The following is a 24,620-nucleotide window of genomic DNA, read 5'->3' as shown; positions in this document are numbered from 1 at the left end:
AATAGTGATTCCACTCCATTTTAATGCAGCAAAAGAATTGCATCGATGTTTCATCAGATGCAAGTAACTCTAAATCAAACTGGATTACTTTAACGGATGTGCAAAAAACTTTAACAGATGTAAAAAATACGTAAAAGGGGTTAATTCCTGGTTTATATTAAACCTGTTACTACAATTAAAACATAAAGGACTAAAATAGAAAAAAGACAGTAGACTTAAAATGTAAAGCAGTTCCTCTAAAATCAGAAATAAAAAAAGCGATCAGAAATCTGACCGCTTTTAATGTATTGTGTTACCAGCTTCCACCGGCTCCGCCGCCGCCACCCATGCCGCCGCCGAAACCTCCGAAGCCACCTCCGCCTCCAAAACCACTTCCACCGGAAAAGTTTCCAAATGAACCTCCTCCTCGGCCACTACCCATCATTCCAAGTAGTAACCAGAAAGGCAGGCTGCTTCTGCGTCGTCCTCCAAACTGCTGCATGTTATTTCTACGGTTCGATCCAATAATGGCAAGAATTGCAATGATTAAGAAAAACAATCCACCAATCCCCCTGCCACTACCACTGTTTCTTCTGGCTCTATCAAGATACTGACTTCCCGTGAATTTTCCCGTAGTCAGCCCAATGAGTGTATTCGTAGCTTTGTCCAGACCTGCATAATAATTATCATCCTTAAAAAGCGGGATCATATCATATTCCACAATTTTTTTGGCTAAAGCATCCGGTACCACATCCTCAAGGCCATAACCTGTTGCGATATAGACCTGGCCTTTGGCATTATATATTTTAGGTTTTACGACGATTACAATGCCGTTATCTTTGCCTTTCATTCCAACGCCCCACTTTGTAAGTAAACGCGTGGCATAATCACTTATGGCATAACCATTCAGTGTATTGGTAGTTACAATTGCAATTTGAGTGGATGTCTCACTGTCATATCTCACAAGCTTTTGTTCCAGTTCTTGTTTTTCACCGTTGGATAATATCCCGGCAAAATCATTCACAATTTGTTTGGTTTTTGGCTTGTCAGGAATGCCATCCTGGGCCAATGTATTTAAACTCCCCAGAAAAAAGATAAAACTGAGTACCCAGATAGAGTGCTTTATTCTATTTGTTTTATTTTCCAAAAGATATTTCATCAGATAATTCGTTTATATCGTCTTTAGATACCGGAAAAAAGATTTTAAGTTTTTCACCGGCCATTGTTATAGCCTTTTCAAGACCTTCCGCGTATTTACCATCTTTAAATGCTTCCACCATTGCTTCCTTAGCATCTTCCCAGAAATTTTCAGGAACCTTACTGTTTATACCGGCATCGCCTATAATTGCGAGCTTCCTATCGTTCGTAGCAAGATAAATCAAGACACCGTTTCTAAGTTCCGTTTCATGCATTTTCAGCTTTTCGAATAATTCTGCGGCACGATCCAGTACATCCCCCTTACAGGTACTATCCAAATGGACCCTGATCTCTCCGGACGTTTTATTTTCTGCTTCGGCTATTGCGCTAACAATCCGCTTCTGTTGTTGTTCTGTTAAAAAACTTCGTGCTCCCATGTTTAAAATTTTACTTCAGGTGCCTGTGATGCGCCTTCCTGAGCCGAGAAATAAGGTCGTTTCTCCAACCCTGCCATATTGGCAAAGAAGCTGCCTGGAAAAGTTCTGATAGACGTATTAAAGTTTTGTGCGACCTGGTTAAACCTTCTCCTTTCTGTAGCAATTCTGTTTTCAGTTCCCTCCAACTGAGCCTGTAGTTCCAGAAAATTCTGATTAGCTTTCAGATCAGGATATTTTTCAACTACCACCATCAAACGACTTAATGCAGATGATAAGGCTTCCTGACTTTGCTGGAACTGTGCAAGTTGACTTGCGCTCATATTATCCGCGTTAATATTGGTACTTGTGGCTTTTGCCCTGGCTTCTACAACAGCAGTCAGAGTCTCCTGCTCATGTGCAGCATAGCCTTTTACCGTATTCACGAGATTTGGTATCAGATCCATTCTACGCTGATATACATTTTCAACCTGAGCCCATTGAGCTGATACGGCTTCATCGGCAACTTTTAGTTTATTGGTTTTTCCTACACCCCAGGATACCACTATAAAAATAAAGACTACTACAGCAATAATAGCGATTAACGATTTTTTCATTTCTTAAGTTTTTATTGTTTGTATTGCAATTTACAAGAATTATTCCAAATAACGCTTCCCGTCAAATTGTCTCAAATTGCTTAATACCTTTAATATTGTCGCTTTGATTAAATTATACTACTCTTGCCTTTTTTATTTATTTCAACCAAATTTTAACATCTGAAAACTGAATGGTTATTTTATTACCTTTGCATCAGATTGGTGTCTGGTTCATTTTCATGAACCGGATTAAAAGGGAACCCGGTGAAAATCCGGGACTGTTGCCGCAGCTGTAATCCCTGATGTGTTTCAGGCAATACTCGGCCACTTTCATCCTCCGAAGTTTTAACGCTGGAGGATTGTAGGGAAGGCGCCTGAAACGGGAAAGTCAGAAGACCTGCCAGTTGAATATTAATACATAACGGTCGGGCAAACCTGCATGTATTACTTAAAAAGCAATGTTTAATTACAAATTTCTTTTAACTGCCATAACTGGCCTTTTACTGTTCATTTGGAACACGAATGTTTGTGGACAAATGTTTTTTGTTACCGATACGCTGGAACTTGATGCATTTACCATTGAACAACCGAGGCAGCATACCTTCGACATAGGCAACAAAAAAGTCTATGCCGACACTCTTTTATTGGAGCAGTTTTCCGGATCATCACTTAACACATTATTAGGTACCCTGGCTCCGTTGAACCTAAAATCAGGTGGTACAACAGGCGCTGTTTCTACATTATCCCTGAGAGGAGCCGGTGGTGCTAGAACATTAGTAACATGGAACGGAATTCCCTTAAACTCCCTGACATCAGGCGATGTAAACCTCTCTCTTTTAAACACCTCAGCCTTTAATGAAATTCTTCTGAACTACACTGCGCCTTCTACTTTATACGGAGGGAATTCATTTGGTGGCGTACTGGAGTTAAACAATTATCCAAAATTTAACCCTGAATTATCTGCCGAACTAAGTCAGTATTACGGGAGTTTTAATTCTGGTTCAACTACAGCAGGACTGAAGTATTCGACCAGGAAGTTTTTCAGTCAAACCAACCTTTGGAATTATCATTCAGTGAACAACTTTCCGTACTTCGATAAGTACTATTATAAAACCATGAACCGGACATATGCCGATCATTCAAATTACGGATTAATAAGCAACAACAGCATCCGGATAGGATCGGAACAAATGATAACTGCCGGAATCTGGTATCAGGATAACGTGGCTAAATTACCGCCCGAAAACGGTACGCACCCCAACCTGAAACGCAGTAATCAGTCCGACCAGTCATTCAGAAGTTACCTGAAATGGAATATTGAACACCGCGACCTTTATGTAACGGTTAAATCCTATTTTCTGGACGAATTTTTGTTATACACGCAAAAACTCGCACCGGAAGATGTGAACTTCTCCATTTATTCTGAAATTCATCCGGTTAAGCTCGGACTTGATGCTGATGCACGTTATGTTTTCAGCGATAATCTCACAGCCGATTTTGGTTCAAGCGTATATCATAATCTGACAAAAGGGACGAATTATACTTCCGCTCCTGCAGAGACAAATCTGGCATTATTCTCCGCCTGGCGGTTTCATCTGGATCAACTCAGAATGGTGGCATCTGTACGTAAGGAATTTCATACCCAGTATGCTCCACCTGTCAGGTTTGGTTTTGGGGCCGATTACGGCATACTGAATGATGTATTAAAATTTCGGATCAACCTGAATCAAAAATACAGGGTACCGACATTCAATGACAAATACTGGCCTGGAAGCGGGAATCCAGATTTAAAGCCTGAAAAGGGCTACACGGCAGAAACAGGAGTTAATTTCACGAAACGGACGAGGGGAACTTCAATATCGGCAGACATATCTCTTTACCGAAATGATATAAATCAAATGGTTGTGTGGATACCAGCTGAAGACGGGCTGTGGCGGCCACAAAATTACACCTCGGTTTTAAGCCGGGGAATAGAAACCCGTGCCGGAATTTCCACCGTTTTGTTTCGATATTTACACTTCAAACAAGCTGCATCCTTCGACCTTAACCGGTCACAAAATGATAACTCAGATTTACAACTTATCTACACCCCAAAATACCGGGCAAATGCCACAACAATTTTGCAATTCAAAAATGTGAGCTCAGTACTGAACTTCTCATATTTGTCACGCAGACGGTATGATGAATCGTCTTTTACTTTGCCGGAATTTTACACATCCAACATTGCGATTCAATATGACATTCAACTAAATGCTTTTATCCTGTGTATTTCGGGGAAAGTAAATAATGTAATGAATCAGACAGAACCTTATGTAAAGGACTTTCCTGTACCGGGCAGGAATTATCTTCTCGGTTTGAAATTGAAATTTAATCATAAATATTAATCACAAATACAATATTCAATCATGAAAAAGTTAATTCATTTATTTTTAGTTGTACTCGTAGCAGGGCTTGTGGCCTGTGAGTCAGAAAACCCTCAACCTGAAGAAATCAGTGGATTGGGAAATGGAGCCTTCATTCTGAACGAAGGAAGTTTTGGTGCAAATAACGCGTCACTGTCATTCTTCAGCAAGGACTCAACAACCATGACCAACAACATTTACAAAAGCCTTACCGGAAACGAATTGGGGAACATTCTGCAAAGTATGACTATCATTGGAAATAAAGCATACCTTGTACTTAATGCAAGTCAGAAAATTGAAATACTTAACCTGAGTACATACGAGAATACAAGAATTACCAATTTAAGCTACCCCAGGTACATGATCCAGGCCGGAACTGACAAAGCTTACATCAGTAATGGTAACGGGTATAACCAGGATTACATTTACGTATTAAATACCGCAACAGATGTAATCTCGGATTCTATTAAAATTTCTACCGGCCCCGAAACATTTTTGAAAGATGGTTCAGATGTTTACGTCGCCTGTAAAGGCGGATACCTGACCGATAGTACTGTATATGTCATCAACGCCAATACAGATGAAATTACAGATACAATTCCGGTTGGTGAAGTTCCGGTTGAAATGGTTAGGGATGCGTGGGGAAGCATTTGGGTATTATGTAACGGAAGAATAGTATATGATACAGACTGGGTCACCGTTTTGAAGACCGTTCCGGGTTGCCTTAAAAAAATCGATCCGTTAACAAAAAGTGTGGAAAAAACCATCACATTTTCTGCTCCTGTTGCCGGCTTCAGTACAAATAATCTTGCCATCAACAACGAAGGAACCAAACTTTACATCAACGATGGAGATGTAAAGGAATACGATATTGAAAATGGTGTTCTAACCTCGCTTATTTCCAACACAAACTGGTACGGCATTGATGTTGATCCGCAAACCGGCTATATCTGGGGATCTCTGTTTTCAGGGAAAGTTCAGGTTTACAACACCGGCGGCAACAGACTTGCAGAGTATAATGTTGGAATATCGCCTAACGGAGTTGTTTTTGTAGAATAGTTTTTTATTATCAGCCCAACCTGCCTTGCAGGTATAAAAAAGCCTTAAGGAAATTCCTTAAGGCTTTTCTTAATTCATACCGTTATATTATTACTCTGCGGCTTCCTTTTTAAGGTGTTTATTAAAGAAATTAATCATCGCTTTATAAAAGTCGAACCTGTTTTCTTCGTTGTGGAATCCATGTCCTTCGTTTTCTTTAACCATATATTCCACATCTACACCACGTTTTGTTAATGCTGCAACAATCTGATCTGATTCGTCAATATTTACACGTGGGTCATTCTTACCCTGAGCCACAAATAATGGTGCTTTAATCTGATCCACATGAAATACCGGCGATACCTCAGCCATCATCAGGCTGTCTTTAACCGGATCACCCACCATCTCATACATCATATCCATCATTGGTTTCCAGTATGGTGGAACGGTATTCATAAACGTGAACATATTTGAAACGCCTACATAATCTACAGCAGCTGCATACAGGTCCGGAGTAAAAGTAACACCGGCAAGAGTTGCGTAACCACCATAGCTACCACCATAAATTCCGATTCTTGTAGAATCAGCTATTCCCTGTTTAATCAGCCATTCCACACCATCTGTAATGTCATCCTGCATGGTTCTTCCCCATTGTTTAAACGATGCTTCCCAAAATGCTTTCCCGTAACCTGTTGAACCGCGGAAGTTCATCTGAAGCACGGCATAACCGTTATTAGCCAGTAATTGTACCTCCGGATTAAAGCCCCAGTTATCGCGTGCCCATGGTCCGCCGTGAGGATTAACAACAACAGGAAGATCTTTTGGCTCATACCCTTTGGGTAAGGTCAGATAACCATGAATGGTCAGTCCGTCTCTCGATTTATATTCAATCGGTTTCATGTCGCACAGCTGAGTCGGATCCAACCATGGGCTCAACTCTGCCAGTTCTGAAAGATCGCCGGTAGTTTTATCGAAAAAGTAATATGCACCCCTGGTTTTATCGCTGAATGTACGAACCATAAACTTATCTTCTGCTTTATTTTCACTGGTGAACCGGACTTCAAGTCCAGGCAATTCAGATTCAACCTGTTCAACCATTTTCTTGTAACCATCATCCAGAAAATGAATATTACGTTTAGCGGTGGTGTAAGTTATAGCCAATAACTTTTTATCTTTTCTGGAGTATGAAATACCTGAAATATCGGCTTCGTCAGTAGCAAAAATAACGGAATCCTCTTTTGCATTGGCTATATCATAAACAACGGCAGCTGTTTTATCTCTGCCAAGATTTGACAAAGCATAAACCTTCTTATTGTCGAACGTAAAAAGCACCGGGCTTAAGGTTTCCTTGAAGTTCAAAGTAATTACCGGTCTAAATGGCTCTTCTTCAGTATCTCTGTATAAAATAGTCTGATTTACACCATCCGTGGCTACTGCTATTCTTAGTTTGCCGTCGTGGTCTGTCATCCAACCCATAATATTTCCCGGGTTTTCAGCAACCATCGTCATCTCACCAGTTACAATATTTAATCTGTATGGATCAAATACTCTCGGATTTCTCTTATTAAGGCCTATCAGGATTTCATCATCTATTTCTTCCAGGTCGTCAATAATCTGTGTTCTTACACCATCAAAAACAGTTAAACCTTTAAAATCATTTCCATCGAGGTTAACACCATAAAGGTGAAAGTTTTCATCACCACCTGTATCCTTCAAGTAAAGAATTCTTTGGTTGTTTGCCCACATATAACCTGCGATATCACGTTCCGTTTCATTGGTAATTCTGGTCGCACTATCTTCACCAATTTTTTGTACAAATACATTCATACGACTTTCGAACGGAGCCATATAAGAGAAATACTCCCCGTTTGGTGATAATTTAAAAGATGATTTTTCCGGATTTTTAAAAAAGTCCTCAACCGAAATTTTCTCTGCTTTCTGAGAACCAGGACTACAGGCCGTAAAGCCAAGCAAAAATACCATAGCTGCACTGATTAATGTAAGTTTCATGTGATTAATTTTTAGTTGATAATAAGGATATTCGATTAATAAAGTCTTCAATTGTCTATATTTGGGATTAGATATATAAAAGTCTGATGGTTAAATGCTTAAAAACGTACAATTAACCTATAAACACAAAGTTAAGACAATGAGTTCATTAAAGTGTAATAAAATCGGCGAATAAATGATTTTTAAAGGGTAAAAAAAACCCTGCGTTGGCAGGGTTTTAAAGTATTTTTCAGCAAAGTTTATACATCGATATTTGCATACGTAGCATTCTGTTCAATGAATTCACGACGAGGACCTACATCATCACCCATTAACATTGAGAAAATATGGTCCGCTTCTGCAGCACTTTCAATGGTCACCTGCCGAAGGGTTCTCATTTCCGGATTCATGGTAGTAGTCCAAAGCTGTTCAGCGTTCATCTCACCTAAACCTTTGTAGCGCTGGATATGCACACTCCCTTCATTTCCACCACCATAGTTTTCCACAAATCTCTGACGCTGAGGTTCGTTCCAGCAATATTCTTCAACCTTCCCTTTTTTACATAAGTATAATGGTGGCGTAGCAATATACAGATAACCACTTTTAATCAAATCTTTCATATACCTGAAAAAGAAAGTCATGATCAACGTTGCGATATGGCTACCATCCACATCGGCATCGGTCATGATCACTATCTTATGATACCTGAGTTTATCCACATTCAGCGCTTTACTGTCATCTTCGGTTCCAATTGAGACACCCAGTGCCGTAAAAATATTTTTTATCTCTTCGTTTTCAAAGATTTTATGCTGCATGGCTTTCTCCACATTAAGGATCTTACCCCTTAAAGGCATTATTGCCTGAAAACGCCTGTCACGCCCCTGTTTTGCAGTACCGCCTGCAGAGTCTCCCTCAACGAGGAATATCTCACACTGAGACGGATCCTTTTCTGAACAGTCCGCGAGTTTACCAGGTAAACCTCCTCCGGTTAACGCACCTTTGCGCTGAACCAGTTCGCGTGCCTTACGTGCCGCGTGACGTGCTGTTGCAGCAAGAATAACTTTCTCAACAATGGCTTTAGCCTCCTTCGGATGTTCTTCCAGATAGTTGGATAACATCTGACTTACCGCCTGGTCAACGGACAAGCTGATTTCTGAATTTCCAAGTTTTGTTTTGGTCTGACCTTCAAACTGAGGCTCAGCAACCTTAACAGATACGACTGCTGTTAATCCTTCACGAAAATCATCACCATTGATATCGAATTTTAACTTGGCCAACATTCCGGACTTATCGGCAAAGTTCTTTAATGTTCGGGTCAAACCACGACGAAAACCTGTCAGATGTGTTCCTCCTTCAATGGTATTGATGTTGTTAACATAGGAGTACACATTTTCTGAAAACGAAGTATTATATAAAATGGCAATCTCAACCGGAACATCATTCTTTTCTGTAGAAATATGAATAACCTCTTCTATCAATGGCTCCCTCGATTCATCAATAAAGGTTACAAATTCTGACAGCCCGTTCTCCGAGAAAAAAGACGTGCTTTTAGGCTCACCATTCTCATCCTTATTCCTAAGATCAGTAAGTTTTAATTTAATACCGGCATTCAGGAATGCCAGTTCACGTAAACGCGCAGCAAGTATATCAAATTTGTATTCTGTTGTAATAAAAATTGAAGCATCTGGTTTGAACGTGATGATGGTTCCGGTTTTATCGGATGTTCCTACTTCCTTAACGTTATATACCGGCTTCCCAATTTCATATTCCTGAACGAAAACCTTACCATTTTTATGTACTTCGGCCTTTAAATGTGTTGAGAGTGCATTAACGCAGGATACACCTACACCATGCAAACCGCCTGATACTTTGTACGAATCCTTATCAAATTTCCCTCCGGCATGTAATACAGTCATTACGACTTCGAGGGCTGATTTTCCCTCTTTTTTGTGCATTTCTACCGGTATTCCCCTTCCGTTATCTGTTACAGTAATAGAATTATCTTCGTTTATTATAACATCAATGTTATCGCAGTGTCCGGCAAGAGCTTCATCAATTGAATTATCAACAACCTCATAAACAAGATGATGCAGACCTTTTACACCCACATCACCAATATACATCGCAGGTCTTTTGCGCACTGCTTCCAGGCCTTCTAATACCTGAATGCTTTCTGCAGAATACTCTTTACCTTCAATTTTCTTTTCAATATCCTCACTCATAATAAGTTGTAGTTTAAACAAAAGGAACTATTTTCCTTTTTGTGCATCAAACAAAGATAACAAAACTTACCCTCCAACCGCCTTGATAAAGGGTTAAAAAGCAATAAATTTTCCACAAATTTTCCACTATTGCGACTGACTTAAAAAAGTTACCAATAAGGCCATAATAAAGGGATGGACAGAGACTTAGCAGCGAATTAAGAATTGCTTATGAATAATGTATGACACCACATCAGTCGGGTTTAAAAATAAATCTTTACTTTTGCCGCGTTGCAAGGTCAACAGGCAATTAAAAACTTGCATGTTTAACTAAAAATTAAATTATGTCATTAAAACGTAGTATTCAAGATCTGAGAAAGCGTAGAGCCCTTGTACAAAAGGGTGGTGGCGACAAAGCAATCGAAAAACAGGCTGCTATGGGAAAACTGACCGCCCGCGAACGTATTCTCGCTCTGCTCGACAAGGATTCATTCAACGAATACGACCTTTTCGTTGAGCATCAGTCTCGCGATTTCGACATGGACAAAAAAGTTCTTCATGGCGATGGTGTAATTATCGGAACCGGTACAATTTATGGTGCTCCTGTATGTATTTTTGCTCAGGACTTTACCGTTGCCGGAGGATCTCTTGGTCTGATGCATGCCCGCAAAATCACCAAGATAATGGATCATGCCCTTAAAATGAGGGTTCCCTTAATTGGTATTAACGATTCAGGAGGTGCCCGTATACAGGAAGGTGTAAACTCACTTGCCGGTTACGGAGAAATTTTCTATCGCAATACAATGGCTTCCGGTGTAATTCCTCAGATTTCAGTAATTCTGGGACCTTGTGCAGGTGGTGCTGTATATTCACCAGCACTGACAGACTTTGTATTTGTAGTAGACAATATATCCAAAATGTTTATTACGGGCCCAAGCGTGATTCAGACTGTATTGGGCGAAGAAATTACCATGGAGGATCTTGGAGGTGCACGTGTACATGCCGAAATTACTGGTAATGCTCATTTCTTTGCAGAAAGCGAACAGGAATGTTTCGATCAGATTAAAAAACTCATTACTTATATTCCCTGGAATAATACAACGAAAGCAAAAGCATTTCCTCCTAAAGATCCAACTTTTGAGAGCAGGATTGATGAAATTGTTCCCGGCGATCCGAAACAACCTTATGATGTGCGCGATCTGATCAAAGCAATTGTAGATGATTCTGATTTTATCGAAATCCAGGAACTATGGGCTTCAAATATTGTTATCGGATTTGGCCGCATGAATGGCGAAACTGTTGGCTTCGTAGCAAATCAGCCTCTTGTGCTTGCAGGAGTATTAGACTGTGACAGTTCAGATAAAGCAGCCCGTTTTATCCGTTATTGCGACTCGTTCAATATTCCAATCGTAACTCTTGAGGATATGCCAGGTTATCTACCGGGTGTAGACCAGGAACATTCCGGTGTTATTCGTCACGGAGCTAAAGTACTTTATGCCTATTCAGAAGCAACTGTACCTAAAATTACAGTTATCATTCGTAAGGCTTATGGTGGTGGTTACATTGCCATGAACTCACGCCACCTGGGAGCAGACTTTATGTTTGCATGGCCAACCGCTGAAATCGCCGTTATGGGTCCTGAAGGTGCAGCTAACATCATCTTCAAAAAAGAAATCATGGAAGCTGAAGATCCGGAAGGAATGCGCATTAAGAAAGTTGAAGAGTACCGTGAAAAATTTGCTAATCCATATGTGGCCGCTGCAAAAGGATATATCGATTCAGTAATTGAACCGGAAGAAACACGGGAATTACTCATCCACGCTCTTGAAGTTAGTAAAAACAAAGAGGATCATCGTCCGGCTAAAAAACACGGGATTCCTCCATTCTAAAATTTAAAGCTTGATTTATTATGGATGACAAACAAAAGTCAGAATTGAAATCTTTTAGGATCGGCGATACCGTTTATCACACCAAAACGACACGGAAATTTAATAACCGTAAGGTTTGGGAATATCCTGATCCTACCAAGATTGTTTCTTACATACCCGGTACTGTAGTTGCCATTGAAGCAAAAGAAGGCCAGAAATTAAAGTTTGGAGATACCATTTTGGTTTTCGAGGCCATGAAAATGCATACAAAAATTACAATGCCTTACGATGGAGAACTTGTTAAACTACACGTTGGGTTGGGCGACAAGTACCCTAAAGAATTTATTCTAGCTGATATTAAGTAATCAAATTTATCAGAATATGTAATCCCCGGTTTTTATGAGCCGGGGATTTTTTGGTTTTGGGGTTTATTTTAATTCATTTACCTTTGACAGGTATAAACACAAAACCCATAAGTAATGAAAAAGGTTGCAATTATCCTTTCAGGCTGTGGCGTTTACGACGGTGCAGAAATTCATGAATCTGTTTTGGCAATGCTGGCATTAGCCAAAAATGGCCTGGATTATTCAATTTTTGCTCCTGACAAGGTGCAGGCTCACGTTATTAACCATTTAACCGGAGAAGTGATTCCTGAATCCAGAAATGTGTTAATTGAATCAGCCCGGATTGCCCGAGGCGATATTTCGGCATTAACCGAACTTGACCCGGAAGATTATGATGCATTGTTGATGCCGGGAGGATTTGGTGTTGCTAAAAACCTGAGTTCTTTTGCGTTTGACGGGGCTGACATGGAGGTTGATCCCCAGGTTGCGGCCATTGTTAAGGCATTTGCTGAAAGCAAAAAGGTGATTGGAGCTCTGTGTATTGCTCCAACGGTAATCGCGAAAGTTTTGTCAAAGGTTGAGGTCACCATCGGTGAGGACGAAGAAACGGCACATGCCATTGAAACTATGGGAGCCAGACATATTCCTGCCGATTATACGGAGGTTGTCGTGGATAAAAACTATAAGGTTGTTACCGGACCATGTTACATGCTTGACAGTACTATTTTGCAGGTTGCAGAAAATGCCGAGAATGTGGTAAAAGCCATGATTGAATTGATGTAATTAATGTCTGAAAGCTTTCGTTTTAAGCAGTTCGAAATTGATCAGGAAGGAGCAGCTCAGAAAGTTGGCACCGATAGCGTACTTTTGGGCTCCTGGATAAAACAGCATTCGTGTAAATCAGTTTTAGATATAGGTTGCGGAACAGGTATATTGGCCCTGATGATGGCACAACGTTTCCCTGAAGCTCTAATAGATGCTGTAGAAATTGATGAGACAGCCTACGGATGTGCTGTGAAAAATGCAGAAAATTCTGTTTTCCAAAACAGAGTATCTGTTTATCACCAGAAAATTCAGGATTTTAATCCCGACAGAACTTACGACCTGATCATCACCAATCCTCCATTTTTTTCCGGCGGACATAAATCACCAACCTTACAACGCTCAGTTGCCCGGCATAATGATACGCTTACCCACGAAGAATTACTTTCGGTTAGTGCCTTATTGCTTAATGAAAAAGGGGCTTTGAATCTTATCCTTCCGGTTAAGGAAGCCGATAGTTTTAGTTTAAAAGCTGTTAAATACGGGTTATATAAAACCGGAATCTGCAATGTAATTCCAATACCTGATAAAGCTCCCAACCGGGTAATGCTTACATTAAAAAAAGAAACCACAAATCAACTTTCTGTTGAAAAAATCGTTTTGAGAAATACAGACAGAACATACAGTGAAGCGTATAAAAGTTTAACCAAAGATTTTTATTTAAACTTATGACGATTGATGTTGAAATATCAGCGGAACATGTAAATACAGCCAAAATCAAAGGAAAAACAGTTGTGGTTATTGATGTACTGAGGGCAACATCAGTCATGGCAACAGCTTTAGCCAACGGCGCAAAAAAGATTATTCCGGTAAAAACCGCTGAAGAAGTATTCCGTATAGCAGAAAAATACGAAAAGCCGGTTAAAGCCGGCGAACGTCATGCAGATAAAGTTCCGGGATTTGATGCAGGGAATTCTCCTTTCGAGTTTAATAACGAAAGCATACAGGGCAAAGTCATTATAATGTCGACCACCAACGGAACAAATGCCTTGCTAAAAACCACTGATGCGCAGGAAGTTATTATTGGTTCATTTATAAATTTAGAGGCAGTGGTAAATTATCTGGATCAGAACACAAATGACATTGTAATTTTATGTTCGGGGACAAATGGCGAATTTTCTTTGGATGATGCATTGTGTGCCGGAGCTGTTATAAATAAGTTAATGACCCAAAAAGATTATGTACTGACAGACATTGCAACGGCACATTTGCACCTTTTCAAAGCCGAACCGGATCTTCATAAAGCACTTGCGGAATGCAAACACTACAAAATTCTTAAAAAGAAAGGATTGCAGAAAGATTTGGATTATTGTCTTTCCCTAGATGTTTTAAATATTGTTCCTGTTTGGATCAACGGGGAAGTAAGGATATAAAAATACAGGAATACAGTTATACTGATTCCTGTTCATTTTCATGCAGATTTTTATTCTGTAATATACTTATTCAGAATGATGTGGGCAATTAATCCTACCACCATCAAAACGGCGGCAATAGCAAGATTCATATTGCTAGTTGTATTAAGAAATGCAGGAATAATTAAAAGTAATACACCGATTACCACTATAAAAATTCCTAAGTATTTAAGAAAATTTTTCATCAGAAAATGTATTTATGTTTGCGAATTAATTTGCTTTACAAAAAAACAACAAATCGGTTAAAAATAAAACTTTTAATTCATTTTATTTGTGAACGTAACAGAAGGGCAGGATATTATTTATGACAGCATTTAATAAATTAAGGTTTTCACTACAGGAATGGTATCAAAAGAATAAACGGGATTTGCCATGGAGACAAACTTCTGATCCGTACAAAATATGGATCTCCGAAATTATTCTTCAGCAAACGCAGGTAAAGCAGGGAATGGATTATTACCTCCGGTTTGTAAATCAGTTCCCTGATATTAATACACTTGCAAATGCAGATGAACAGGATGTTTTAAAACTCTGGCAAGGTCTGGGCTATTACAGCCGTGCAAGAAACCTTCACTTTGCGGCAAAACAGATTACCGAAAAATATAACGGCGTATTCCCAACGGATTATAAATCTGTTTTATCCTTAAAAGGTGTCGGAGAATACACTGCTGCAGCTATCGGCAGCATAGCCTTCAATCTTCCTTATGCAGTGCTCGATGGCAATGTTGCCCGGGTCATTTCAAGATTATTCGCCATTACCGAGCCGGTTAATTCCACGAAAGGGAAAAAGGTTTTAAATGAGCTGGCAGCAGAACTGCTGGACCGCCATGAGCCGGGAGAACACAACCAGGCCATGATGGAATTCGGAGCATTATATTGCATTCCTAAAAATCCGGACTGCAATGGCTGTGCTTTAAACGATGGCTGCGAAGCATTTCATAAAAATATGGTGGATAAACTACCGGTTAAAGAGAACCGGATCAAACAGCGCACCAGATATTTTCTTTACCTGGTATTTGAACATCAGGGACAAACCTGGATCACCAAAAGAAAGGGGAATGATATCTGGCAGGGACTGTATGAATTTCCTTTAATTGAAACGGACAATCTGGAGGACGAAACAGTTCTGATGACAATAAGTAATTATGCCAAAAAAGAATCAGAAAATAATGAAATTACTTTCCTTTCTGGAATGTATAAGCACATCTTGTCGCATCAGGTTATTTTTGCACGTTTTGCAGTAATAAACGATAAATTTCCCAAACAGGCTGAAGATGTGGTAAGGATAAAAAAAAGCGAGATAACAGGTTTTCCTGTATCCCGGCTTATTGAACGTTTTCTTGAAGACCGAAAGCTCTAAACTTCCGAAAGAATCTCGTAGAGGTTTTCAAATTTGGTCTTGTAATCTTCTACGGAACGTCGGATCACCTCGTAAGCTTCTTCCTTTCCATACGTATGTGTAATTTCCGCCTGAATAGGTTTCCCCGGCAAATCTTTGTATGTAAGAAAATAGTGCTGAAGACGGTCGATTACTTCACTGGAACAATCACTGATATCGTTATATCTGCCATACACCGCGTCGTTATCCAATACCGCAACAATTTTATCATCGGCTTCATTACCGTCAATAAATCTGAAACCACCAATTGGACGTGCATCAACCAGAATGTCGCCATGCGAAATAACCTTTTCGGTTAAAATACAAACATCCAAAGGATCCCTGTCCCCATGGACACCTTCTCTCCCCGTTTTTTCACGGCAATATTCCCCCACTTTTTCACTACAGTATGTCTGTGGAATAAATCCATAAAGCGCAGGGATAATGTTAGAATACTTCTGAGGCCGGTCTATTTTCAGGTAACCCGTTTTTTTATCCAGTTCAAACTTTACTGTATCCGTAGGAACCATTTCTACAAAACAAGTTAGTTTTTCTGGTGCCTCCTTTCCGATTTCTACTCCATGCCATGGATGAGATTTATACCTTAAACCCATCAGGCGGCCAATCGGATTCATTACTTTATCCATATAAATTTTATTAAGGTTTTAATGTTCACCATATAAACACCCTTTTAAAAAAAGTGTTCAGGCAATAGCAGCTTAGAAATGATTATTCCAAACTAAAATTAATACGGAATTAGTTAATTGCAAATACGTCCAAAAAAGGGTATTGAAAGTTTGATTGCCAGTGGCTCACTTTTTTGAAAGCGGGACTATTGTGATGCTAAATCTGATCTAATTTTTGCCACCAGTTTTTCAAATTCCTCTGTTGTGAATCCAGTGGTTTTATAGATTATATTTCCATCCTTATCTATCAGAAATGATCGTGGAATATACTTCGTAGCAAACTTTGCAAATACATCTCTGTCAGGATCGGGATAAAAAGGCATATCAAATTTTTTCATGGCTTTGAATTTATCCACTTCCTCCCAGGTATGTTCCCGCCCAAACACCATAAGGTCAAAATCGGGATTATTTTTATACACCTTCCATATCTGTTCCTCTACATGTGGCAATTCCTGTATACACGGACCGCACCAGGTTGCAAAAAACACAATCAGTACATATTTGCCTCTGTAGTCCTTAATATTTGCATTTTTTGTTTTGCTGACCGCAAATGTAAAATCCGGGACCCTGTCTCCTACTTCTACCTCTTTATCCTGGCCATATGCAAATACAGGAATCAGGAATAATAACACGAATATCTTTTTAATCATATGCTTTGCTTTATGTTGCTAAAGATAGCCAATAAATTTTCAGAATATTTTACCTTTAGATGGTTTAACAGAGTTCAATGCTTAATTTAGCTCAAAAATAAGTTATGGGTGATAAAAAATACCACTGTATGGAATGTGGTTGGGAAGGTGAAAATGTGGAATACGATCCGGTAGATACATGTATGGGTGCTGATGAAACAGAAATGTGTCCCGAATGTGGCAGTGTAAATATGCTACCGGTTTTTACTCAACCGAAACCGTGAAGTAAAATTTGCTCCCTTTGCCAACTTCGGACTCCATCCATATCTGTCCTCCCATTAATTCAACCAATCCCTTACAAATTGACAACCCTAATCCGGTTCCCGGAAGTTTATTTCTTCCTGTATCTTCTGCCTGACCGAATCTCTCAAAAATAATCTCCTGGGACTCCTTGTTAATTCCGATTCCGCTATCCGATACCGTTATTCCCAAATGCGTCTCATTCAGGTGATAATCAAGTTTCACATAACCGGAATTAGTGAATTTTATACTGTTATTGATAAGATTAAACAACACCTGCTTTAGTCTGATTGAATCTGTGTAAATAACAGGATCATAACCATTAGTAGAAATTTCAAACTGTACTTTATCTCTCTTCTCCCTGTAATGATGACTGTTTCTTATGGTTTCCTCCACTTCGTTTAACAACGAATTAATCTTTACTTTTTCCTTGTTAATTTCAACCTGACCTGATTCTATTCTTGCCACGTCAATAATATCGGATAGGATATTCAAAAGGTATTCGCCGTTTTTGTGAATTAAAGTGCTGAAGTCCTTTATTTGATCCAACTCCAACTCATCGTTGGAGATAAGTTCTGCAAATCCGAGAATAGCATTTAAAGGAGTTCTTATTTCATGCGACATATTAGCCAGGAAAGCCGATTTCAGTAAATCACTTTCCTCTGCTCTTTTTCTGGCTTCAAGCAACTCGGCCTCATACTTTTTACGATGTGTTACATCGTGAGCAAATCCCTGTATTAAAGTCTGGTTATTTTCGTTAATCAAAACATTGGAGCGGGTATACAGCCAAATGATTCTGCCATCTTTAGTCCTTACTTTATATTCACGCGATAATCCTTTTGAACCTTCATCGGCCACCCGCTGAATGATCTCAATTATCTCTGAATGGTGTTCAGGACAAACAACATCCAACAGATTCATTGTAAGAAGTTCTTCTCTTGAATAACCTAACACATCGGTTCCGGCCACGTTTACATCTACCAGGTTCCCTTTTGCATCGTGCAAATACACAACATCGAAGTTCCCGTTAAAAAGTGCATTATACCTCTGAAGCAAATACAAATATTCACTTTTAGGTACAACATCATCCTTAAACATGTTATAATCTTCACTGAAGATTATCGGCGAAACCGGCATATTATTATTTTTGTGTCAAAATAGCAAAAATATATGATTATTAATAAACACACATATTTAATTATTTGTATTTATAATCATTTTATTTAATATTATTAATTATCAGTCTCTGAGCGCATTGAGCCGACGTCAAACAAAAACGCATCACATGAAAAGTTTTACAACAAGGTCTTTAAACGTAGATTATCCTAAAAATGAACCATACAATGCATTGCAAATGCCGGTTTATAATGCGGTAGCTTTTGAATTTGATTCAGCGGAAGATATAGCCGATAATTTTCAGGGGAAATTACCGGCGCATGCCTACAGCAGAACCGGAAATCCAACTGTTGAATACCTTGAATTGAAATTGAAAACACTTACAAACAGCCATCAGGTCATAGCTATGGCATCAGGAATGGCGGCAATATCAACAACAATACTCACATTATGTGCTGCCGGAGATAATATTATTTCGGGAGCAAATCTTTTTGGACATACCTATGCTTTTTTCAATCAAACGATTAAAGCTTTTAATATCGAAAACAGAATTGTAGACTTCAAGAACAAAGCTGATATCATGTCCCGGATTGACCAAAATACGCGGTTAATTTATCTTGAATCAGTCACTAACCCTCAACTTGAAATTCCCGATTTTAATATGATATCGGAACTTGCCAGGGAGAACGGAATAATATTGGTGGTGGACAGTACGCTAACTCCTCCGAATATCTTTTCTTCAATACAGCACGGTGTTGATATTGAAGTGATGTCAACAACCAAATATATTTCGGGTGGCGCAACGTCTGTTGGTGGTGCAGTTATTGATAATGGCACATTCGATTGGAATAAAAATCCGAATCTGAAAGCCTATTCTGAGAAATTTGGTCCAAATGCATTTGCTGCAAAACTACGTAAAAACATATTCCGTAATATTGGTCCATGTATGTCTGCCCAAACCGCACATTACCAGATACAGGGTCTGGATATTCTTGAACTTCGTCTGGAACGCTGTTATGAAAACTGCATAAAACTGGGTGAATTTATGGAAGCAGAAACTTCAATTTTCCGCGTTGACTATCCCGGCCTTAAATCATCTGCATATTACAATCTGGCTCAAAAATATTTTACCGGAGTTCCCGGAACAATTATGACTTTTGATCTGGAATCGGAAGAAGCATGTTTCAGGTTTATGAACAAGTTGAATATTATACGACGTGCAACAAATTTAAACGATAACAAATCGTTGATTATACATCCGTGGTCAACAATTTATTGTGAATTTTCTGAAGAGAAACGTACAGGAATGGGTATCAGACCAACAATGATGCGCTTATCAGTTGGTATTGAAAGCAGTAAAGATTTAATTGAAGATATCCGTCAGGCACTAAGTTAGGTCAGAAAGGATAACCGATTGCAAGATTCAGTACCATATCGTTAGTAAACGATGGTGAACTCACCCAACGGTTTCCGGCAGGGCGGGCCGGGTCATATCCCCGAATTCCAAGATCCACACGGAAAACGAAAAAGCTGAAATCGAGCCGGGCTCCAATTCCATACGCCATAGCCAGCTGATTATAAAAGCTATTGAACCGGAACACGCCACCGGGCTGATCTTCGTTGTAATCCCTGATAGTCCAGATATTTCCGACATCAGAAAATAAAGCTCCCTCAACCACCCAAATCAGCTTAAACCTGTATTCCAGATTGAACTGCAATTTCAAATCTCCGGTTTTATTCATATAAATTGAATTGTCATCTTTAAATATACCGGGGCCCAATTGCCGTACCTGCCAACCTCTTACCCCATTGGCTCCTCCACCGAAATAGCGTTTCTCAAAAGGCAAAACATCACTGTTGCCATAAGGAAGGCCCAGACCAAATGCAGCGTGATAGACAATTGCATTCTTATTATCTATTCGACGGTTGTAGGTGCCTTCCAAATCAAATTTTACATATTGCGAATATTTGATGCCAAGAAAATTATAACCATTTTCGGGTCTAGCCGTTCCGGCTATCTGATCATACAAATACATGAAATTACCCGAGCTCTCGAAGCCAATTCTGAAATATTTGGAATCGCGGTATTTCCTAATATCCTGATCGTTAAATGCCACGTTATAACCTGCTCCCAGAATCACGTGATTCTCATAACTGTATTTCAGAAATGTTGGATTTATGTACTGCTTAAACGTATCAGTCATAAAAGGGATACTGACATAATTCAGATCAGGAAAAATAAACTGATGGCTCCAGTTACTTTTATTTTTTAAATTATACTGGGTTCCGAGACTGGCGATATAGCGTTCATAATCCGGACGCCGCTGAAAGTTAATCGAGGCCTTAAAGCTTGTATTCGATTTTATATTATCCACAAAGTAACTACTCAGAAATGGAAACAGAAAACGCGGATATTGAAGTGTTGTCTCAAAACCAAGTTCATCAGAATTAAAAGATGTTTTATCCTTTAATCCGGTCTGGGTTTCACGTGCCACACTAAACTTGGTATTGAACATCTCACCTCCTTTAAATAAATTTCTATGGAAAAGATCCAAGTTCAATGATGCGCCAATATTACCTGACTGATTTATAGCTTCAGGATTTACAGAATATCCTACTGCATTATTAAACGTAATCTGGATAAAGCAGTCCAGTGTTGGTTCAATAGTTTTATTTTCATTAAACCTGATATTGACATATCTTATGATAGGAATTGCTGCCAGCAAAGCATGCGTTCTTTCCACATTGCGATAGTTAAATAACTCTCCTCGCCTTATCAGATTATTAACAGACAGAATAAGCGGTTTAATTTTTAATTTATCCTGATACAGGATTTTTAGGCCGTTATACTCTGCTGTATCGAATGCTTCATAATAGGTAGCCGGTTCCTTTAATGCTTTTTGGGGATCAAAATCAGTAATAAAATAAATATCCCTGATGGTATATTGCAGATGCGTGGATTCCACCTTTTGGTTCAACGCATTAACTATTGTAGGATTACGCAAGATAAGTGTATCAACAATACTTAAAGGTTGTATGCTGCTGTCAGCCATATAATAGATGTAATCCCGGGAAAAATTGTAATACCCTTTTTGGCGTAATAAATTGGTAATTCGGTCACGCTCCTGGTTTAATATATCAACATCAAAATTGTCACCATCCCTTATCAGAGTATTTGCTGAATCTGCATCAACTAACGATTTTATATTTGGATCATCAATTCGCTCTTTATGATCCAGAATGGTAAATGGTTTATTTGGCGTTACATCGTAAATTACTTTTGCCTTGTGCTTTTTTTCAAGAAATATGGTGGTGTCCTCAACATCTGCATATAAATATCCCTTGTTATTAAGGTATTTTTGCAGCTCCTGCGCTGACCTTTCAACCAAAAATTCATCGTAAATAACAGGTTCCTCTCCTATTCTGCGGAACCATCTGTTCCACCACCTATCCATATTTGACCCGGACATATTATATAATCCAAGATGGAATTTAAAAAGACCTAAGATTTTAAGGTTCGGCTTTTGTTTGAGATAGGGTTTCAAATCTGAAGGATTCATTTCGAGTTCCTCAAAATTGATTTTTACATCGCTTAACAGATATTCATTCTCAGGCACATACTTGGTTGGTTTACATGCACCTAAAAGCAAAATGAATAGTAGTATTAAGATGTATTGTGGTCTCAAGCCCGACAGTTTTTTGTAAAAATAATGAATTTATTAAAGCTTTTACCTCACATAACTGATCGTAATTGTTGTTTTAATGTATCCCTGATCTCAAAGAAATTCTGTTGTAATATAATCATGTTGTCCACCATGAACCTAAAAATCTCCGGCCAATCCGGAGGATTAAGATAATCAACCCCCGTCTTTTCCACATAACCTCTCCCCACTTCCTGTCCGTTTTCCCTGATAAACGCAAAATTCCATATAACATTTTCAAGGTCCTGCTCTAAAATTACTTTAAAAGCTTCAACGTACTCATACACATCCAACCGACGAGCCTCATTTCTGTGGTTCACTTCAATTGCCACCCTGATCCATTCACGTCCCACATCAAACTTAAGATCTACATGGTTAATACCTGTATTATGCAGAACGAAAGGCACCTTCTGTCTTTTGAGTTTAGGATGTTTTCTGCAATATTCGTTGAATTTCTGCCAGAATTCAAGTTTAATTTCCTTTTCTTCTTCTTTACTGTACATCAGGTAATTATTCAGCCATACTATTCCATCCCTGCGCAATTAGGGGAATTTCCTGATCTCCTCTTGTTACTAAGTACGCTCCAAGCTCCGGCTTAGTAATATGACCAATCACCTTAACCCCTTCAATCATAACTACTTTGTCATAATAATCTATCGGCACGGTGAATAACAACTCGTAATCCTCTCCACCATTCAGAGCTGCAGTTACCAGGTTCATATTAAACTCTTCTGCAAGTTTTGCTGTCTGGTAATCAATCGGGATCCGGTCCTCGTAAACTCTGCATCCGCATTCGGATTGCTTACAAATATGTAATAATTCTGACGAAAGCCCGTCTGAAATATCCATCATCGAAGTGACCGGAATTTCTTTCTCACGCAGATTTTTGATAATATCCAACCGAACTTCAGGCTTTAGTTGTTTCTCAAGCACATATTCAAACCCTTCAAAATCGGGCTGAACACCTTTAACATCTTCAAGCACTTTTTTTTCGCGTTCCAGAAGTTGTAAGCCCATATAGGCAGCACCTAAATCTCCTGTTACACAAATAATATCCGTGTCTTTTGCTCCCGAACGATAAACAAGTTCATCTTTCTCTCCCTCTCCAATGCAGGTAATACTAATGGTTAAGCCGGTTAATGATGCCGAAGTATCACCACCGACCAAATCTACCTGGTAAGTTTCGCAAGCCAGCCTGATCCCACTGTATAATTCCTCAACCATTTCAAGGGTGAACCGGGAAGAAATGCCGATTGATACTGTAATCTGTTTTGGTGTAGCATTCATGGCAACAACATCCGACAAATTAACAACCACGGCTTTATACCCAAGATGCTTTAAGGGCGTATAAACCAGATCAAAGTGAATGCCTTCCAGCAGGAGATCTGTAGTAACAACGACCTGCTTATTCTTATAATCCAAAACAGCAGCATCGTCGCCAATACCTTTCAACGTTGATTTGTGGATTGGAACGATATCTTTCGTCAGATAATCTATCAATCCAAATTCTCCTAAATCTTTGATGCTTTTTTTATCAGCCATAATCTATCCTATAAATATCACTTCCTGATGAAGTGTTATTCCAAAATTATCTTTTACTTTTTGTCTTACGTGATCAGAAAGTGCTACAATATCATCAGCTGTTGCTTTGCCAGTATTTATGATAACCAAAGGTTGTTTCTCGTGCACCTGGGCTCCCCCAATTTTATATCCCTTTAAATTGCACTGATCAATAAGCCATGCAGCAGGAATCTTAAACCCGTTTTCAACTTCATACGATGGAATATCCGGGTTTTGTTCTTTTAATACAGAAAATATATCATCAGAAACCACGGGGTTTTTAAAAAAGCTTCCTGCATTTCCAGTCTTCTCAGGATCGGGCAACTTACTTTCCCTGATTTCAATGATGGATTGCCTGATATTCTGCAATGTCGGTTCACCGTATTTTTCTTTCAGGTAATTTGAAACATTGCCATAATTAAGAACAAAACCTGGCTTTTTTGAAAGCTTGAAGGTTACCCGTGTAACAATATATTTATCTTTCAAAGCATTCTTAAAAATGCTGTCCCTATAACCAAATTCACATTCTTCATTTAAGAACTTACTGATTTTACCAGTATTAAAATTCACGGCTTCCACAACATCAATCACATCCTTCGCCTCCACACCGTAAGCTCCAATATTCTGAACCGGCGATGCCCCTACATGACCTGGAATCAGTGAAAGATTTTCTACACCGCCGTATTCATTCTCCACACACCACCCCACAAATTCATCCCAGTCTTCCCCGGCTCCTACACGTACATAAACGTTGTCGTGATCTTCATATACAATTTCCTTACCTTCAATTCTGGAGTGAAGGATCAAACCGTCAAAGTTCTTAGTGAACAACACATTGCTGCCACCACCAAGAAAAAACACCGGATGTGACTTCAGATCTGTTTCCGACAAAAAGTCCACCAGATCATGCACCGCCTCATATTCAAAAAAATAGTTTGCGATAACATCCAGGCCAAACGTATTGTATTGTTTTAACGAAAATTTCCGATGCAACATACTAAGTTATATATACAGAAAAGTCTGCCCCTTATAGAGCAGACCTTTAATAT

Annotated in this window: 23 protein-coding genes and 1 riboswitch; of the genes, 10 read left to right on the top strand and 13 right to left on the bottom strand. The window is 39.1% G+C overall.

Features of this window, described 5'->3' with window-relative positions; translation table 11 throughout:
• Positions 1–292: 292 nt before the first annotated feature.
• Genes ACE01N_RS02815 through ACE01N_RS02805 form a run of 3 tightly spaced genes read right to left on the bottom strand, consistent with a single transcriptional unit; the run spans position 293 to position 2,146 of the window.
• On the bottom strand, positions 293–1,138 hold the full coding sequence (locus ACE01N_RS02815; protein ID WP_380584595.1) for a TPM domain-containing protein: 846 nt from the start codon (positions 1,136–1,138) through the stop codon (positions 293–295).
• The gene (locus ACE01N_RS02810) at positions 1,116–1,553 is read right to left on the bottom strand and encodes a TPM domain-containing protein (protein ID WP_375727646.1); all 438 of its coding nucleotides are present in this window, start codon (positions 1,551–1,553) and stop codon (positions 1,116–1,118) included. Before ACE01N_RS02810 ends, ACE01N_RS02815 begins: the two co-directional genes overlap by 23 nt.
• Positions 1,554–1,555: 2 nt before the next feature.
• Positions 1,556–2,146 (bottom strand): LemA family protein, encoded by a 591-nt coding sequence (locus ACE01N_RS02805; protein ID WP_380584593.1) that lies wholly within the window; start codon positions 2,144–2,146, stop codon positions 1,556–1,558.
• 182 nt (positions 2,147–2,328) lie between these two features.
• Positions 2,329–2,544: riboswitch (cobalamin riboswitch) on the top strand.
• 39 nt (positions 2,545–2,583) lie between these two features.
• On the opposite strand from ACE01N_RS02805, the gene ACE01N_RS02800 reads away from it, so the two are divergent.
• Both ACE01N_RS02800 and ACE01N_RS02795 read left to right on the top strand, forming a co-directional pair.
• On the top strand, positions 2,584–4,509 hold the full coding sequence (locus ACE01N_RS02800) for a TonB-dependent receptor plug domain-containing protein (RefSeq protein WP_380584591.1): 1,926 nt from the start codon (positions 2,584–2,586) through the stop codon (positions 4,507–4,509).
• 21 nt (positions 4,510–4,530) lie between these two features.
• Positions 4,531–5,586, top strand: a complete 1,056-nt coding sequence (locus tag ACE01N_RS02795; protein ID WP_380584589.1) for a YncE family protein — start codon at positions 4,531–4,533, stop codon at positions 5,584–5,586.
• Between the two features lie 90 nt (positions 5,587–5,676).
• Here the strand turns inward: ACE01N_RS02795 and ACE01N_RS02790 are convergent, their stop codons facing one another.
• Together ACE01N_RS02790 and gyrB are read right to left on the bottom strand one after the other, a co-directional pair.
• A complete protein-coding gene (locus tag ACE01N_RS02790; protein WP_380584587.1) occupies positions 5,677–7,575 on the bottom strand; it encodes a S9 family peptidase in 1,899 nt (632 codons plus the stop codon).
• A gap of 239 nt (positions 7,576–7,814) precedes the next feature.
• Positions 7,815–9,776, bottom strand: a complete 1,962-nt coding sequence (gene gyrB, locus ACE01N_RS02785; RefSeq protein ID WP_380584585.1) for a DNA topoisomerase (ATP-hydrolyzing) subunit B — start codon at positions 9,774–9,776, stop codon at positions 7,815–7,817.
• A 323-nt stretch (positions 9,777–10,099) separates the two neighbouring features.
• Between gyrB and ACE01N_RS02780 the strand changes: the two genes are divergently transcribed.
• The 5 genes from ACE01N_RS02780 (at position 10,100) to ACE01N_RS02760 (ending at position 14,162) form a co-directional block, all read left to right on the top strand.
• Entirely contained in the window at positions 10,100–11,644 is a 1,545-nt protein-coding gene (locus ACE01N_RS02780; protein WP_380584583.1) for an acyl-CoA carboxylase subunit beta, read from the top strand.
• A 20-nt stretch (positions 11,645–11,664) separates the two neighbouring features.
• Entirely contained in the window at positions 11,665–11,988 is a 324-nt protein-coding gene (locus ACE01N_RS02775; protein ID WP_375727653.1) for a biotin/lipoyl-containing protein, read from the top strand.
• 114 nt (positions 11,989–12,102) lie between these two features.
• Complete coding sequence (gene elbB, locus ACE01N_RS02770; RefSeq protein WP_380584580.1) at positions 12,103–12,750, top strand: isoprenoid biosynthesis glyoxalase ElbB; 648 nt, start codon at positions 12,103–12,105, stop codon at positions 12,748–12,750.
• 3 nt (positions 12,751–12,753) lie between these two features.
• Positions 12,754–13,461: a tRNA1(Val) (adenine(37)-N6)-methyltransferase gene (locus ACE01N_RS02765; protein ID WP_375727655.1), complete on the top strand. Its 708-nt coding sequence runs from the start codon at positions 12,754–12,756 to the stop codon at positions 13,459–13,461.
• The gene (locus ACE01N_RS02760; protein WP_380584578.1) at positions 13,458–14,162 is read left to right on the top strand and encodes a 2-phosphosulfolactate phosphatase; all 705 of its coding nucleotides are present in this window, start codon (positions 13,458–13,460) and stop codon (positions 14,160–14,162) included. The genes ACE01N_RS02765 and ACE01N_RS02760 overlap by 4 nt, the downstream gene beginning before the upstream one ends.
• A gap of 50 nt (positions 14,163–14,212) precedes the next feature.
• Here ACE01N_RS02760 and ACE01N_RS02755 read toward each other — a convergent pair whose 3' ends face one another.
• A complete protein-coding gene (locus ACE01N_RS02755) occupies positions 14,213–14,386 on the bottom strand; it encodes a hypothetical protein (RefSeq protein ID WP_375727657.1) in 174 nt (57 codons plus the stop codon).
• A 119-nt stretch (positions 14,387–14,505) separates the two neighbouring features.
• Here ACE01N_RS02755 and mutY point away from each other — a divergent pair, with 119 nt between their 5' ends.
• Complete coding sequence (gene mutY / locus ACE01N_RS02750; RefSeq protein ID WP_380584575.1) at positions 14,506–15,561, top strand: A/G-specific adenine glycosylase; 1,056 nt, start codon at positions 14,506–14,508, stop codon at positions 15,559–15,561.
• On the opposite strand, the gene ACE01N_RS02745 is transcribed toward mutY, so the two are convergent.
• Positions 15,558–16,226, bottom strand: a complete 669-nt coding sequence (locus tag ACE01N_RS02745; protein ID WP_380584573.1) for an inorganic pyrophosphatase — start codon at positions 16,224–16,226, stop codon at positions 15,558–15,560. The two genes, mutY and ACE01N_RS02745, sit on opposite strands and share 4 nt — an antisense overlap.
• 185 nt (positions 16,227–16,411) lie before the next feature.
• The gene (locus tag ACE01N_RS02740; RefSeq protein WP_380584571.1) at positions 16,412–16,915 is read right to left on the bottom strand and encodes a TlpA family protein disulfide reductase; all 504 of its coding nucleotides are present in this window, start codon (positions 16,913–16,915) and stop codon (positions 16,412–16,414) included.
• A 104-nt stretch (positions 16,916–17,019) separates the two neighbouring features.
• Between ACE01N_RS02740 and ACE01N_RS02735 the strand changes: the two genes are divergently transcribed.
• Positions 17,020–17,178 carry a hypothetical protein gene (locus ACE01N_RS02735; protein WP_380584569.1) on the top strand — a complete coding sequence of 53 codons (159 nt, stop codon included), beginning with the start codon at positions 17,020–17,022 and terminating at the stop codon, positions 17,176–17,178.
• Here ACE01N_RS02735 and ACE01N_RS02730 read toward each other — a convergent pair.
• Positions 17,159–18,331 (bottom strand): PAS domain-containing sensor histidine kinase, encoded by a 1,173-nt coding sequence (locus ACE01N_RS02730; protein WP_380584567.1) that lies wholly within the window; start codon positions 18,329–18,331, stop codon positions 17,159–17,161. The genes ACE01N_RS02735 and ACE01N_RS02730 overlap by 20 nt on opposite strands.
• A gap of 148 nt (positions 18,332–18,479) precedes the next feature.
• Here ACE01N_RS02730 and ACE01N_RS02725 point away from each other — a divergent pair, with 148 nt between their 5' ends.
• Positions 18,480–19,706, top strand: a complete 1,227-nt coding sequence (locus ACE01N_RS02725) for an aminotransferase class I/II-fold pyridoxal phosphate-dependent enzyme (RefSeq protein ID WP_380584565.1) — start codon at positions 18,480–18,482, stop codon at positions 19,704–19,706.
• 1 nt (position 19,707) lies between these two features.
• Here the strand turns inward: ACE01N_RS02725 and tamL are convergent, their stop codons facing one another.
• From tamL to murB, 4 genes are read right to left on the bottom strand one after another with little or no spacing between them, the layout of a single operon-like run.
• Positions 19,708–21,996 (bottom strand): translocation and assembly module lipoprotein TamL, encoded by a 2,289-nt coding sequence (tamL, locus tag ACE01N_RS02720; RefSeq protein ID WP_380584563.1) that lies wholly within the window; start codon positions 21,994–21,996, stop codon positions 19,708–19,710.
• Positions 21,997–22,043: 47 nt separating this feature from the next.
• Positions 22,044–22,514, bottom strand: a complete 471-nt coding sequence (locus ACE01N_RS02715) for a DUF4268 domain-containing protein (protein WP_380584561.1) — start codon at positions 22,512–22,514, stop codon at positions 22,044–22,046.
• 7 nt (positions 22,515–22,521) lie between these two features.
• Positions 22,522–23,553 carry a thiamine-phosphate kinase gene (gene thiL, locus ACE01N_RS02710; protein ID WP_380584559.1) on the bottom strand — a complete coding sequence of 344 codons (1,032 nt, stop codon included), beginning with the start codon at positions 23,551–23,553 and terminating at the stop codon, positions 22,522–22,524.
• Between the two features lie 3 nt (positions 23,554–23,556).
• Positions 23,557–24,567 carry a UDP-N-acetylmuramate dehydrogenase gene (murB, locus tag ACE01N_RS02705; protein ID WP_380584557.1) on the bottom strand — a complete coding sequence of 337 codons (1,011 nt, stop codon included), beginning with the start codon at positions 24,565–24,567 and terminating at the stop codon, positions 23,557–23,559.
• Positions 24,568–24,620 lie beyond the last annotated feature (53 nt).

The sequence above is a fragment of the Quyinboa ferrireducens genome (genome assembly GCF_042436675.1).
Lineage (GTDB): Bacteria > Bacteroidota > Bacteroidia > Bacteroidales > UBA5342 > JBHJHP01.
The sequence above is the reverse complement of the archived record's forward strand: the minus strand, read 5'-3'. Positions and strand labels throughout refer to the sequence as shown.

Excerpts from the sequence above, each read along its gene's own strand:
- ACE01N_RS02815 (WP_380584595.1), bottom strand. The coding sequence starts at position 1,138 with ATGAAATATCTTTTGGAAAATAAAACAAATAGAATAAAGCACTCTATC.
- ACE01N_RS02810 (WP_375727646.1), bottom strand. The coding sequence starts at position 1,553 with ATGGGAGCACGAAGTTTTTTAACAGAACAACAACAGAAGCGGATTGTT.
- ACE01N_RS02805 (WP_380584593.1), bottom strand. The coding sequence starts at position 2,146 with ATGAAAAAATCGTTAATCGCTATTATTGCTGTAGTAGTCTTTATTTTT.
- ACE01N_RS02800 (WP_380584591.1), top strand. The coding sequence starts at position 2,584 with ATGTTTAATTACAAATTTCTTTTAACTGCCATAACTGGCCTTTTACTG.
- ACE01N_RS02795 (WP_380584589.1), top strand. The coding sequence starts at position 4,531 with ATGAAAAAGTTAATTCATTTATTTTTAGTTGTACTCGTAGCAGGGCTT.
- ACE01N_RS02790 (WP_380584587.1), bottom strand. The coding sequence starts at position 7,575 with ATGAAACTTACATTAATCAGTGCAGCTATGGTATTTTTGCTTGGCTTT.
- gyrB (WP_380584585.1), bottom strand. The coding sequence starts at position 9,776 with ATGAGTGAGGATATTGAAAAGAAAATTGAAGGTAAAGAGTATTCTGCA.
- ACE01N_RS02780 (WP_380584583.1), top strand. The coding sequence starts at position 10,100 with ATGTCATTAAAACGTAGTATTCAAGATCTGAGAAAGCGTAGAGCCCTT.
- ACE01N_RS02775 (WP_375727653.1), top strand. The coding sequence starts at position 11,665 with ATGGATGACAAACAAAAGTCAGAATTGAAATCTTTTAGGATCGGCGAT.
- elbB (WP_380584580.1), top strand. The coding sequence starts at position 12,103 with ATGAAAAAGGTTGCAATTATCCTTTCAGGCTGTGGCGTTTACGACGGT.
- ACE01N_RS02765 (WP_375727655.1), top strand. The coding sequence starts at position 12,754 with ATGTCTGAAAGCTTTCGTTTTAAGCAGTTCGAAATTGATCAGGAAGGA.
- ACE01N_RS02760 (WP_380584578.1), top strand. The coding sequence starts at position 13,458 with ATGACGATTGATGTTGAAATATCAGCGGAACATGTAAATACAGCCAAA.
- ACE01N_RS02755 (WP_375727657.1), bottom strand. The coding sequence starts at position 14,386 with ATGAAAAATTTTCTTAAATACTTAGGAATTTTTATAGTGGTAATCGGT.
- mutY (WP_380584575.1), top strand. The coding sequence starts at position 14,506 with ATGACAGCATTTAATAAATTAAGGTTTTCACTACAGGAATGGTATCAA.
- ACE01N_RS02745 (WP_380584573.1), bottom strand. The coding sequence starts at position 16,226 with ATGGATAAAGTAATGAATCCGATTGGCCGCCTGATGGGTTTAAGGTAT.
- ACE01N_RS02740 (WP_380584571.1), bottom strand. The coding sequence starts at position 16,915 with ATGATTAAAAAGATATTCGTGTTATTATTCCTGATTCCTGTATTTGCA.
- ACE01N_RS02735 (WP_380584569.1), top strand. The coding sequence starts at position 17,020 with ATGGGTGATAAAAAATACCACTGTATGGAATGTGGTTGGGAAGGTGAA.
- ACE01N_RS02730 (WP_380584567.1), bottom strand. The coding sequence starts at position 18,331 with ATGCCGGTTTCGCCGATAATCTTCAGTGAAGATTATAACATGTTTAAG.
- ACE01N_RS02725 (WP_380584565.1), top strand. The coding sequence starts at position 18,480 with ATGAAAAGTTTTACAACAAGGTCTTTAAACGTAGATTATCCTAAAAAT.
- ACE01N_RS02715 (WP_380584561.1), bottom strand. The coding sequence starts at position 22,514 with ATGTACAGTAAAGAAGAAGAAAAGGAAATTAAACTTGAATTCTGGCAG.
- thiL (WP_380584559.1), bottom strand. The coding sequence starts at position 23,553 with ATGGCTGATAAAAAAAGCATCAAAGATTTAGGAGAATTTGGATTGATA.
- murB (WP_380584557.1), bottom strand. The coding sequence starts at position 24,567 with ATGTTGCATCGGAAATTTTCGTTAAAACAATACAATACGTTTGGCCTG.